Consider the following 13,005-nt stretch of genomic DNA (forward strand, 5'->3'; position numbering starts at 1 on the left):
AAGCCGGATTTTTTTTGACTAGTTTATTTTAAAACCTGCTGCCGATAGTTAGAAATATATTATTTCGGGTATTCTTAATGGTAGCTGTTGGTTCAGTACCACCGGCAAGCGTGTAAGGTTTAAAGGAAGAATTATAGGTTACATTCTGATAAGCCAGATCTATATAGTAATTGTTTATGCGATATCCCAATCCTCCGCTAAACGTATCTGATTTCAATGCATCTGAGCTAACAGTTTCTTTATACGGACTACCGGTACGACCATAACCGGCTCTCAGCATTATATTCTCTATTTTATATTCTCCACCCAAACGGTAATTAACAGCGCTTCTGTAGTTATTTCTTATTTCACGGTTATTGTCAGCAATAATATCCGAATTCATGTTGTCAACAGCTGAAAAATTTATTTGTGAATAATCCACGTAATCCACATCTGCTGATATAAAACCCTGGTTATTTAAAAATATCCCGATTCCTCCGGTTAACTTTAAAGGGGTACGAAGTTTATATGAAAAATTGTAGGTTTCGGAGTTATTTACAAACTGAGAATCCAAACCGGTGCTCCCGTATTGGGTATTAAGTACTTCGTTATAACTGTCATCAAATGTATACCAGGTTGGAGTTTCAACGGTTGCACCCAATCTTACACATGAATTAGGTCTGAATAAAACACCAACTTTACCGTTTATGCCGGTTCCTTCAGTAAACTGGTTCTGACGATAGGATAATTCATATTCATTATTCTCTGTTACATTAAATCCTTTTTCGATGTATTCAGCATCAGAAGTATAGTTTATAGATGCAAGTCCTAAACTTACACCTATATAAAACTTATTGCTGTAATTGGCTCCGGCTGCAAAAGTAACTTCAGATTGCGTTCCTTTTCTTGAGTCTAAGCGTGTTTGTTCATTGTTTACATCTGTTTCAGGGAAATATCCCTGACTGTCATATCCGATCAGGTAATTATCATAGGCCATTCGTTCTAATGTCCCGGAAGGTAATGAGCTTGGAGAACCGTAATTATTGCTTGCCAGTTCTGCAAAATAATCGGCAATCGAATTGTCTCCGTTAATTCCAGAATAAGAGATGTTATTATTGAAGTCGTTGTCTTTACTGAAAGAGATTCCATAATTAGAACTAATCCACCCGGTTTCCAGATCTGAACCTTTTTGCTTTTTAAATGGCATATGCCATACAATCGCAGCGTGGTTCAAGTTGATCTTATCCTTATTCCCGATGGTTTGACCGCCAAGGTAAAGTGCATCAGCTTTATAGTTATTAAATTCGGGTGTTAAACTAAACTCAGATTTGGTAAATAAACCAATCCCGGCAGGGTTTCCATTTACAGAACTAAGATCGCCACCAACACCGGTTTGAGCTCCGGCTAAACTATTAAACCGTGCAGTGCTTCCGGCTTGATTAATTGAAAAGCGTAATGCATCTGCTGAATATTGGGCATGTAAAGAACCTGCAGCGGCCACTATGATCGCTGCGGTTAAAAGTATTCGGAATCTCATATTGAATTTTGTAGCTATAATTAATTTCCTCCGCTTCTTGATGGACGTGGTTTGTTTTCGCTGCTACCACCTCCATTATTGGATGGGGGATTGGATGAACTTCTTTCAGTTGCCGGAGGTGGAGTATATCTTTCTGTACGTTCAGGTCTGGTTTCCTGTGTACGCTGAGAACGTCCGCTGTTATTTTCAGATTTTTGAGGCTGAGAAACTCTTTCCTGACGTGGCTGATTTTCAGAAGTACGTGAAGGACGAGCTACTGGTTGAGTAGATCTTCCGGATTGAGATACATTTCCGCTATTAGATGGATTATCACCATAACGCTCTGCACGGCTGCGGGTATCTAAAATTCTACCCTGACCGTCAGTTTTAATTGCTCCCGGATTAGTAGTTCCAATTCGACCATCGTTTCCGGTTATGCCGCTGTTTTCTGATCCACGAACCGGCCTTGGACGATAATTGGGAGATGTATAAACTGGTCGGTTATATATTCCTCCGTAATTGCCTGAATAATACGGACGATTTCCATAATATGGATTGTAAATATTGTAATAAGAATAAGGACCCCAATAATTTCCATAATACTGAGAACCGTAATAATTCCATGGGTTGTAATAATTTCCGAATGGTCTTCCTACTCCAATGTATAATCCTACTACCGGCTGGTTGAAATAGCCATTGTAGAAATTATTTGAATAAAAATTATTGTTGTAATATGAATCAAAGCGATAATCATAATAGCTGTCGTAATAACTTCTCCAGGGAGAATAATTATTAAAGCGATAAAGACGGGCAGAATAACTGCCATCATAAAATCCATCCTCATAAGCAGAAGAATTATTTTGATCACCGTATAATTCCTCATTGGTTACATAATCAGATTTAGATTCGCTTTTTACAATTTCTTCTTCTTCCTGTGCTTTAGCCTGAGAATAATAGACATCGTCATTCAAATCTTTTTGCTGGGTAAGCTGCTGAGTTGAGCAGGAGGCCAATAGAATTACTGAAGCGGCTCCCATAAAAGTGAAAAATTTATTTATCATGGCGTGATGCTAATTAATGAATTAAATCCTTTTACTATCCTGACGAAAAAAATCAATAAATGGTTGCAAGTATATTTTTTATAATACGTGCCTTAGTTTTATAACTTTGTCGCTTAGATTTATTAGGCTTAAAAATACAAAAAACATTCCAATATTTATGAGTAAGGGCATTACAAGCAGGAGCGAGGATTATTCTCAATGGTATAATGAATTGGTGGCAAAAGCCGATCTCGCAGAGCATTCTGCAGTTAGAGGCTGCATGGTAATAAAACCCTATGGTTATTCAATTTGGGAGAATATGCAGGCCGCCCTGGATAAGAAATTTAAAGATACCGGCCATAGCAACGCTTATTTTCCCTTATTCATTCCAAAGTCATTTTTTTCTAAAGAAGCATCTCACGTAGAAGGATTTGCCAAAGAGTGTGCGGTAGTGACACATTATCGTCTAAAAAATGATGCGGACGGAAATGTAGTAGTTGATGAAGATGCAAAACTGGAAGAGGAATTAATAGTTCGCCCAACTTCAGAAACCATTATCTGGCATACCTATCGGGGATGGATTCAGTCATACCGCGATTTGCCTATTCTAGTAAATCAATGGGCCAACGTGGTTCGCTGGGAAATGCGTACCAGATTATTTTTAAGAACTGCAGAATTTTTGTGGCAGGAGGGTCATACTGCTCATGCTACATCTCAGGAGGCGATTGAGGAAACTAAACGCATGCTGGAAGTGTATGCTAATTTTGCAGAAAACTTTATGGCTGTCCCGGTTATCAGAGGTCGTAAAACAGATACCGAGCGATTTGCAGGAGCATTAGATACGTATTGTATTGAAGCTCTTATGCAGGATGGAAAAGCTTTGCAGGCCGGAACGTCGCATTTTTTAGGGCAAAATTTTGCCAAAGCATTTGATGTTAAATTTACCAATAAGGAAGGAAAGCAGGATCATGTTTGGGCTACTTCATGGGGTGTGTCTACCCGACTGATTGGCGCATTAATCATGGCGCATTCTGATGATTCCGGCTTAATTCTGCCACCCAAACTAGCACCGATCCAGGTGGTTATTGTTCCCATCTATCGTTCTGATGAAGAGTTTGATAATATTTCTGAAGTTGCCACTGAACTGGTTTCAAAACTGAAGGCTAAAAACATTTCAGTAAAATACGATAATCGCGATACGCAACGTCCCGGTTTTAAATTTGCTGAATATGAATTAAAAGGTGTTCCTGTGCGTTTAGCCATTGGAGGCCGTGACCTTGAAAACGGCACAATTGAAATTGCCAGAAGAGATACCAAGGAAAAACAAACGATCAGTCGTGATAATTTAGATAATCATATCGAGCAGCTTTTGGAAGAAATACAATCTGCTATTTACAATAAAGCACTCAAGTTCAGAGATGAGAATATCAGGGAAGTAAATTCTTACGAGGAATTCAAACAGGTTCTGGACGAGAAATCAGGATTTATTTCTGCTCACTGGGACGGCACTGCAGAAACGGAAAAAAGAATTAAAGACGAAACCAAAGCTACAATCCGCTGTATTCCTCTAAATAATAAACTGGAAGACGGTATTTGTATGGTTACCGGAAAACCTTCCACTCAACGGGTGTTATTTGCCCGGGCATATTAATAAAAAATTTCCACGCCGACAGAAATTAAAGCCCGTCGGCGTTTTTTACTCCCTCACCCAAACCGCATCCACAAACCAGTTCTTCGAATCATAAAAATACTCCAGGGGTTTAAAACCGGTTTTATGAGCCAGAACTTCTATTTCTTCCAGATCATATTTTTGTGAAATTTCCATGTGAATGCATTCATTCTGTTTAAATTCAATAGATGAATCTCCAGCAGAGATATTTACAACCTGCTGGCGTGTACTTACAAGGTAGCTTTTGCAGGAACCTGTACCCGGATCATATGTTGGGTAATGTTTAAAATGTTCAGGGTTAAAATTTCCGCCTAATTCCCTGTTAATCCGATTTAGTAAATTAAGATTAAAATCCCTGGTAAATCCCTGCTTATCATTATAAGCATCGAGAATTGTTTGGGGATCTTTCTTTAAATCGAACCCGATCAGCAGCAAATCTCCGGAAGATAAATTCTCTCTCAAACTTTCACAAAATTTCTCTGCCTCTGCCGGAAACATATTGCCGATGTTTGATCCCAGGAAAAGGACAACTTTTTTTCTATTAGAAAGGGTATTAGATTTTTGAAGCATCTCAAAATATTCTCCGTTTAAACCATGTATGGGAAGTCCGGGAATATGCAGAGGTAATTTTTTTTCGAGATTAGATATCACATTTGCTGAGATGTCTATCGGATAATAAGTAAAGTCAATATTTTTTGCTACCATGCTTTGCAGCAGGTATGATGATTTTAAAGCATCTCCCGCACCCAGTTCAATTAAGTCAAATCCCTCATTGCTATTCATGAAAAGGTCGATTATAACATCTGTTTGTTTTGAAAGAATTTCAAGCTCGCACGGAGTAGGATAGTATTCAGGGCAATGCATAATTTGCTGAAAAAGCCCGTCACCGATACTATCGTAAAAGTATTTCGATTCCAGATATTTAGGGGAAGAGGTTAGGCCTGTGATTACATCATTAAGAAATTGGCCTGGTAAGCCAGTTTCAGTTTCAGTTGATTGCGTTGTAGATTGTAAATTGTTCATATAAATTATTTTGCGAGCCTGATTCCGGTAAATTGCCAGCGAAGATCGGGTTGAAAAAAATTACGGTAAGTAATGCGGCTATGCTCTGGCGAAGTGGCTTCAGAAGCACCCCTTAATACCATTTGATTAATCATAAATTTGCCATTATATTCTCCGATGGCACCTTCGGCTTTTTTAAATCCCGGGTAAGGCAGATAAGCGCTTTCTGTCCATTCCCAGCGCTTCCCCCAATTTAAATTCCGGGCTGCAATTTCCCATTCTGCTTCAGTCGGCAGGCGCATTTTTTTCCATGAAGCATAAGCTGCTGCTTCATAATAGGATATGTGACAAACCGGATTTTCTGCTTGAATTAACTGCAATCCCGACAAAGTATAATTATACCATTCGGAATCTATCTTATGCCAGTACATGGGAGCTTCAATCTGATTAGTTTTAACCCATTCCAGGCCATCTGCATGCCAGAACCTGAAATCCTGGTAAGCGCCACTATCTATAAACTCCAGATATTCTTTATTGCTTACCAGCAAATTGCAGATTGAAAAATCGTAGACGTATACTTTGTGTCTGTTGAGCTCATTGTCAAAGCAAAATCCCTCTCCACTAAATCCGATTTCGTAAACGCCTTCTTTAAATGAAATAAATTCAGGATGTTGTATTTCCTGATTTTCATCTTCTAAATCCTGAGTTTCAAAACTCAGCACCGGAATCAACTTTGATTGGGAATATGCCGGAAAAAGCGGGTTATGACCAAGAATGTATTTGATGTCGGTAATTAAAAGTTCCTGATGCTGTTGTTCGTGATTAAAGCCAAGAATCATTACTTCTTTTTGCGCTTCAGTTAGATTAACTTCTTCAAGAAATTTAACCATTGCTTCATCTACATATTTTCGGTAGCGGTAAACTTCATCCACTCCAGGCCTGCTCAGATTACCCCGGTTGGTACGAATGACGCGGGCTCCAACAGTTTCGTAATAGCTGTTAAAAACATAATTGAAATCCGGATCAAATTCCTGATATTCAAATGCGAAAGGTTTGAGTATGAATGTTTCAAAAAACCAGGTGGTATGTCCTAAATGCCATTTCGGTGGACTTACATCCACAATCGGCTGAACTACGTAATCTTCGGTTTTTAAAGGTTTGCATATTTCCACCGACCTTTTTCTAATATCCTGATAAGATTTGAGCAAACTCATTAGTCTTTATTTAAATAGTTTGTAAGATCTGAAATGGATTTAACCCGAAGGTCATCGGATTGTTTCCTTCTCATCATTAAAGCATACGCATTATTAAAGCCTATCGGTTTTAACCATTTCAATTTATAGTCTGTATCAAACTGATTTTTTACATATTTATAAACGCCTTCTTTGCTTTTAAGAGTATCAAGAACAGCGGCAGGAACCTTAAGCAGCACCAATAATCCGGTTCCGGTATATTCGGGATAAAAGTCAATCTGATCATTTATTAAAGCATCGAAACATATTTTTGTTCCGCCAAGTCCGGTTTTAGTTTCTGCTTTAAGATCAGAATTTCCTTCTATTAAAATCCTATACATGTTAGCAAGGATATACTGTTCGCCAAAAATTTTTGATCCTATCCGTATTGGTCCCCGCTTTCCATTAAGGGAATTCTTATATAAACCCGCCTTTACGAGAAACTCCCTGGCTACTTTTTCGGGATTCTGCTTTAAGTAATCCACCCTGAAATTTAAATCGGTCATGATGGAATCATTAATTTTTCCGGAAAGCTGATCCAGGATTTCCTCAAGTTCCGGATACTTTTTTAAAGTTTTTTTTTGAACAAGCGGCGCTGCATAATAAGGAGGAAAAATTCCCTTATCATCTCTTAAGGTAACGAGGTCGAACGCTTTTAATCTTCCATCCGTGGAATATCCGCTGATAAGATCCAGATCCTTTTCATAAACAGCTTTATACATCACAGCATCGCTGATTACGACCGTTCGGATGTTTAAATTGTATTTATCTTTTAATCCAAGATAGCCATCCTGCCTGCCCATAAATTCAGGAGTAAAGCCACCTAAAAGAGTATCGCCCTTAACAGATGGAATAAAATAAGTTGCTGAGAGAATAAATAATAATAGTCCTGATACTAACAGCACAGGCTTCAGCAATCTTAAATTAAACCTCTGAATCTTAGATAACAAAAAGTCGAAAAGGATAGCGAGAAGAGCAGCCGGTATAGCACCGGCAAGAATCATGTTCGAGTTATTTAAAGCAATTCCGCCAAAGATGAATTCACCTAATCCCCCGGCGGCTATGTACGCTGCCAGCGTTGCCACACCAACGTTTATTACGGTGGCCGTTCTGATACCGGCAAGCAAAACCGGCATAGCTAACGGTAGTTGTACTTTAAATAAAATTTGTAAGTTACTCATGCCCATTCCTTTTGCCGCATCGATAACAGAAGAGTTTACCTGAGTAATTCCGGTAAACGTATTTCTGATAATGGGCAGCAAGGCATACAGGAATAAAGCTACTATTGCAGGTTTAGGACCAATGCCGAGGACTGGAATCATAATCCCCAAGAGGGCAATGCTCGGGATAGTTTGTAAAATTCCGGCAAATCCAAGTACGGGGCCGGCAAGTTTTACCTTTCGGGAAATCAATATTCCTAAAGGAATACCTATTAAAATGGCTAAGATTAAAGAGGTAAAAGTGAGACCAATATGCGTAATTACCTGATCTAAAAGTTTAGATTTTTGTTCCAGTACAAAACTCCATAAACTTTGCTGATCATTCATTTTTTGTATTCTTAAATTCACTGTAAGCGGTCATAATTTCTTTGTACCCGCAAGCTTTGGAGCTTCCCAGAAGAGGGTTATTTATCAGAATCAGATTATTTTCTGATTCAACTAACAGGGATAGTGCCTCCCATATATCTGTATCTGAATTGTTATATAGTGTTGCTGCTGTTTCATCCTGTTCTGGAATAAAATTCCAGATATCAGCAATGGTTAAAGTTTTTAATTCCAGCTGAAAACGCTGCTCCTTAAAAAAGTCTTTCACGAAATTATTTTCAGGATGAAATAATAATTCGTAGGGTGTTCCGATCTGTATAATCTTCCCCTGGTCCATCAGACAAATGCGGTCGCCAAGTTCAAATGCTTCCGCAATATCATGCGTAACCATCACAATAGTTTTACCTTTTAGTTCATCAAGAGCGTTAAATTCTTTTCGGATGGCGGCCCGTGTTACCGGATCTAATGATCCGAGAGGTTCATCCATTAATAATACCGGTGGATTGGCCATCAATGCTCTTGCAAGTCCCACCCGCTGTTGTTGACCGCCGCTTAACTGTTCGGGATATACATTTAGGAATTGTGACGCCGGCAGAGAAAGTTTCTCCAAAAGTTCTCCCGAGCGTTTATTTATTTTTTGTTTATCCCATTTAAGAAGCTTGGGGACAATCGCAATATTTTCAGCCACAGTATAATGCGGAAAAAGCCCGTTATCCTGTAATACATATCCAATTCCGCGGCGTAATTTTTCGGATTGTTCTGTTGTTATATCCCGGCCATTCAGTTCTATACTTCCTTTCGAAGGTTCTATCAACCGGTTAAGCATTCTCAAGGTAGTTGTTTTGCCGCACCCGCTGGTGCCAAGAAGAATAAGGGTTTCTCCATGCCTCACATTAAAAGATATAGAATCTACTGCTTTTAGTAGACCATAACTTTTACTCAAATTTTGCACCTTAATCATTTGGAATCAAGTGTCATAAACAGATTATTTAAAGATTCTGAATAGGTTGGATGTGCAAAAACTCCGTCCCGGATCTCTTCATAAGTAACCTTTCCCATCATTGCCATCTGCAAAACGGTCATAATTTCTCCGCCCTCGGTTCCAATAACCGAAGCACCTAATATCTGCTTTGTTTTTGTATCTACCAGGGCTTTTATAAGGCCCCGGGTATCGCCGGTTTCAATAGCCCGTGCAACACGATCCATTTTGATCAGAGCAACTTTGTATTTTAACTTTTTTGATATGGCCTGCTTTTCATTTAAACCGATTCTTCCAAGCTGCGGATCAGTAAACATACAATAGGGTACCATCCGGTTCTTAATATTGATATCCTTTTCCTCCAATAAGTTTTTGATAATAACCAGATGATCATTATAAGATGTATGGGTAAATGCCGGCCCACCTTTAATATCGCCTAAAGCGAAAATTCCCTTGATATTGGTTTGAAGTTTATTACTTACTTTAAAAAATCTCCCTTCATCTGTCTGTAGACCTGCTGCTTCCGGGTTCAAAGACTCGCTGTTTGGTGTTCGGCCAACAGCCATAAGCAGGTGTGACCCACGAATAGTTTTAGCCTTACCTTTTACATTAAGTGTGACGATAATGCTTCCGTTTTCATTCTTTTTTAAACTTTTTGTTTCTGAAGAAATTAGAATATTCAAGCCTTCTTCCTCCAAAATAATTTTTAGCTCAGCGGCTACATCATTATCTTCGCCTGAGAGAAACTGATCAGATCGTTCAACAATTGTTATTTTACTTCCAAAACGGCGAAACATCTGGCCAAACTCAAGAGCGATATAACTTCCGCCGATAATTATCAGATGTTCCGGGATTTCTTTTAAATCCAGTATACTCGTTGAATCAAGGTAGTTTATCGTTTCAATTCCCTTAATTGCAGGAATTGTTGGCCTGCTGCCTGCGTTAATGAAAATCTTATCAGCGGTCAGCAAGAGATCTTTTTTATTTGCTGAGCTTAACTTTAGAGTTTTATCAGTAATGAAACTTGCTTCACCATACAGAATATCCAATCCCTTCACTTTTATTAAGTTAGTTTCCAGATTCTCTCTGAAAGACCGAACTATTTTATCCTTTCTGCTGACGATCTTTTTAAAATCTACAGATATAGAACCTGTATTGATTCCCAGATATTTGCTGTTTTTTGAAAGATATGCTGATCGGGCTGAAGCGATCATAGTCTTGGTAGGAGTGCAGCCGTAATTTATACAAGTTCCTCCGATGAATTCTCTTTCAAGTAACGCTGTTTTATAACCTGCCTCAGCTAGTTTTTTAGCTAAAGGCGTTCCTGCCTGTCCGGATCCTATGATAATTGCATCATATTTTCTCATCGATTCAGATTATTTACTAATTTTTACGCCTTTCCAAAATGCTACATAATTTTTTATTTCAGATGCTGCATCCTTCGGATTTGGATAAAACCAGGCAGCATCGATATTTTCTTTACCATGTGCAATCAGAGAATAATAAGAAGCAACTCCTTTCCAGGGGCAGGTAGTATGGGTTAAAGACTCTGTAAAAAATTCTTTCTTTACTGAATCAGCAGGGAAATATTCATTATTTTCAATGTTGATCGTATGATCACTTTCTGCTATTAGCTGATTGTTCCAAATTGCTTTCATAATTTTCGAATTGATGTTCTAACAATTTTACGAAAAAAATATGAGGGTAGGATTCAGGAATGTCAGTACCGGGGCATAAAAAAAGTCCCGATGAAGGGACTTTCTATTTGTCAGATCAGAAATATAGAGTTCTGAATAGCAGATCATCTGCTTGATTATTTGCGAAGCGTAATCTCTTTACTTAACCCTGCACCTGTAACCATCGCTTTATCATCGCAATCACCAGAACCATAATCCAGAGTTTTAGTAGCACCGGAACCAGAGGTAATCTCAGCACTGCCGGAAACGATAAATTTACAAGCTATCTTCTTGATCAAGGGCTTAACAATCATTACCGAAAAGCTTCTGCCTTTAGTATCAACGCCATTTGCAGAACCTGTGATGGAAAATACATCATCTAAAGGACTCGCTGTTAAAGATCCATTAATTAATTCAATGGTATTAAGAGAGTTAAAGCTGAAGATTTTATTATTGTAAGTAATTTTGGCATCTTTTACCTCCACGCTGTAATTAAAATTGCCGGCTGTATTTTTTCCATTATTTGTAATAACCTGAGTCCCTTCAATTTTATGGCCATTAATCTCAAAGTTTTCGAATGTAACAGTTACTTTGGCACCGGGGTTTTTAAAGCGATCTGTAAATACAGCAATAACTTTTCCCTTACGATTTATATTGTCTGTTGTACATCCATCCCCAAAATCTATGGTAACTGTTTTTGGCCAGCTTGTATTTTTGGGAAGTATGGTAATCTCTCCGCAGGTATTATTAAACTTCGGCGTATTGGAAGATTCCTGAATCTGAATTCCTCTTTCTGAGTAACTGAACAATACATCGAATTCTGATGATAAACTGCTCAGGCTTGCAAAGGCATCGAAAAAAGTTTCGGCTGCGGTTGCACTTTCCTCAATTGAAGTTAAATCATCATCTTCTGTATTAGATTCTTTCTTACAGGATGTAGTAATAGTCAAGAGCATTCCCAGCATAATAACTGAGGAGTAAATTAATCTTTTCATATTCAAGAATTTTAAATAAATATAATACGTTTTATTCTCCTTTCGGTTTAAACTTAATGAAAATTCGGTTAAATTTCTTTTGCCAAAATCTTAACCTGTATTTTTGCTCCCAAATTTTAATATATGAAATTCGGAACAAAAGCAATTCACGCCGGACAAGAACCAGATCCGGCAACAGGAGCTATCATGACTCCAATATATCAAACATCTACTTACTGGCAGAAATCCCCGGGTGATAACAAAGGATTCGAATATTCAAGAGGAACAAATCCAACCCGTAAAGCCCTCGAAGGATGTTTGGCAGCACTGGAAAATGCAAAATACGGTTTAGCTTTTTCAAGCGGCATGGGAGCTACCGATGCGGTAATGAAATTACTCATGCCCGGTGATGAGGTTATTACAGGCAATGATTTGTATGGAGGTTCGTATCGGATGTTCACCAAAATATTCGCCAATTACGGCATCAAGTTTCATTTCATCGATCTTACAGATGCATCAAACATCAATAAGTTTATTACGGATAAAACCAAACTGATCTGGATAGAAACGCCAACAAATCCCACCATGCAAATTGTGGATATTGCGGCAGTTTCTAAAATCGCCAAAGCAAACAAAATTACTCTGGCGGTAGATAACACTTTTGCTTCGCCTTACCTTCAAAACCCGATTGATCTGGGAGCTGATATAGTAATGCATTCGGTAACCAAATATCTGGGTGGTCATTCGGATGTGGTGATGGGTGCGCTGATGCTTAATGACGAAGATTTATACAAACGTCTTTGGTTTATTTACAACGCCTGCGGTGCTACACCAGGTCCTCAGGATAGTTTTCTGGTTTTAAGAGGATTAAAAACCCTTCATTTAAGAATGAAAGCACATTGTGAAAATGGGCGACAGATCGCAGAGTTCTTAAAAACCCATCCAAAAGTGGATAAAATTTACTGGCCGGGATTTACAGATCATCCCAATCATGAGATCGCTAAAAAGCAGATGCGTGATTTCGGCGGAATGATCTCTTTTACTATTAAAGGAGCCGATCTTCAGGAAACATTCCGTGTGGCCTCTTCATTTAAAGTATTCGCACTGGCAGAATCTTTAGGAGGGGTGGAGTCTCTGGTGAATCACCCAACTACCATGACACATGGTTCTATTCCAAAAGAGGAACGTGAGAAAGTGGGCGTAGTTGACAGTCTTTTACGCTTAAGCGTGGGCGTGGAAGATATTGAAGATTTGCTGGAAGACATTGAACAGGCACTGGCTTAAGGAGAAAAGGAGCTAAGAACAAAGATTAAAGTGTAAGCCAAAAAATCGTGTACTCACAATTCTTTGTTCTTTATCCCCCCATTCACTAAAGTGATGCGAACAAAAAGCAT

11 protein-coding genes are annotated in these 13,005 nt (G+C 38.6%); 2 read left to right on the plus strand and 9 right to left on the minus strand.

Annotation, left to right across the window (positions count from 1 at the left end; all coding sequences use genetic code 11):
• Window positions 1-28: 28 nt before the first annotated feature.
• Both G521_RS0115875 and G521_RS0115880 read right to left on the minus strand, forming a co-directional pair.
• Complete coding sequence (locus G521_RS0115875) at window positions 29-1,516, minus strand: OmpP1/FadL family transporter (RefSeq protein ID WP_026899405.1); 1,488 nt, start codon at window positions 1,514-1,516, stop codon at window positions 29-31.
• 20 nt (window positions 1,517-1,536) lie between these two features.
• Window positions 1,537-2,556 carry a hypothetical protein gene (locus G521_RS0115880; protein WP_026899406.1) on the minus strand — a complete coding sequence of 340 codons (1,020 nt, stop codon included), beginning with the start codon at window positions 2,554-2,556 and terminating at the stop codon, window positions 1,537-1,539.
• Window positions 2,557-2,713: 157 nt separating this feature from the next.
• Here G521_RS0115880 and proS point away from each other — a divergent pair, with 157 nt between their 5' ends.
• Window positions 2,714-4,186 (plus strand): proline--tRNA ligase, encoded by a 1,473-nt coding sequence (gene proS / locus G521_RS0115885; RefSeq protein ID WP_026899407.1) that lies wholly within the window; start codon window positions 2,714-2,716, stop codon window positions 4,184-4,186.
• Window positions 4,187-4,231: 45 nt separating this feature from the next.
• Here the strand turns inward: proS and egtD are convergent, their stop codons facing one another.
• The 7 genes from egtD to G521_RS0115920 form a co-directional block, all read right to left on the minus strand.
• Window positions 4,232-5,227, minus strand: a complete 996-nt coding sequence (egtD, locus tag G521_RS17525; protein WP_036679504.1) for an L-histidine N(alpha)-methyltransferase — start codon at window positions 5,225-5,227, stop codon at window positions 4,232-4,234.
• A gap of 5 nt (window positions 5,228-5,232) precedes the next feature.
• Window positions 5,233-6,420, minus strand: a complete 1,188-nt coding sequence (egtB, locus tag G521_RS0115895) for an ergothioneine biosynthesis protein EgtB (RefSeq protein WP_026899408.1) — start codon at window positions 6,418-6,420, stop codon at window positions 5,233-5,235.
• On the minus strand, window positions 6,420-7,985 hold the full coding sequence (locus G521_RS0115900) for an ABC transporter permease/substrate-binding protein (protein WP_026899409.1): 1,566 nt from the start codon (window positions 7,983-7,985) through the stop codon (window positions 6,420-6,422). The genes egtB and G521_RS0115900 overlap by 1 nt, the downstream gene beginning before the upstream one ends.
• Entirely contained in the window at window positions 7,978-8,943 is a 966-nt protein-coding gene (locus G521_RS0115905; protein WP_026899410.1) for an ABC transporter ATP-binding protein, read from the minus strand. The genes G521_RS0115900 and G521_RS0115905 overlap by 8 nt, the downstream gene beginning before the upstream one ends.
• Window positions 8,940-10,328 (minus strand): mercuric reductase, encoded by a 1,389-nt coding sequence (locus G521_RS0115910; RefSeq protein ID WP_026899411.1) that lies wholly within the window; start codon window positions 10,326-10,328, stop codon window positions 8,940-8,942. Before G521_RS0115910 ends, G521_RS0115905 begins: the two co-directional genes overlap by 4 nt.
• 9 nt (window positions 10,329-10,337) lie before the next feature.
• The gene (locus tag G521_RS0115915) at window positions 10,338-10,619 is read right to left on the minus strand and encodes a DUF427 domain-containing protein (protein ID WP_026899412.1); all 282 of its coding nucleotides are present in this window, start codon (window positions 10,617-10,619) and stop codon (window positions 10,338-10,340) included.
• Window positions 10,620-10,774: 155 nt separating this feature from the next.
• Window positions 10,775-11,632, minus strand: coding sequence for a hypothetical protein (locus G521_RS0115920; RefSeq protein ID WP_026899413.1), 858 nt, complete (start codon window positions 11,630-11,632; stop codon window positions 10,775-10,777).
• A gap of 123 nt (window positions 11,633-11,755) precedes the next feature.
• Here G521_RS0115920 and G521_RS0115925 point away from each other — a divergent pair, with 123 nt between their 5' ends.
• Window positions 11,756-12,895, plus strand: coding sequence for a cystathionine gamma-synthase (locus tag G521_RS0115925; protein ID WP_026899414.1), 1,140 nt, complete (start codon window positions 11,756-11,758; stop codon window positions 12,893-12,895).
• The last annotated feature ends 110 nt before the right edge of the window (window positions 12,896-13,005 follow it).

The sequence above is a fragment of the Daejeonella oryzae DSM 19973 genome, assembly GCF_000422945.1.
Classification (GTDB): domain Bacteria; phylum Bacteroidota; class Bacteroidia; order Sphingobacteriales; family Sphingobacteriaceae; genus Daejeonella; species Daejeonella oryzae.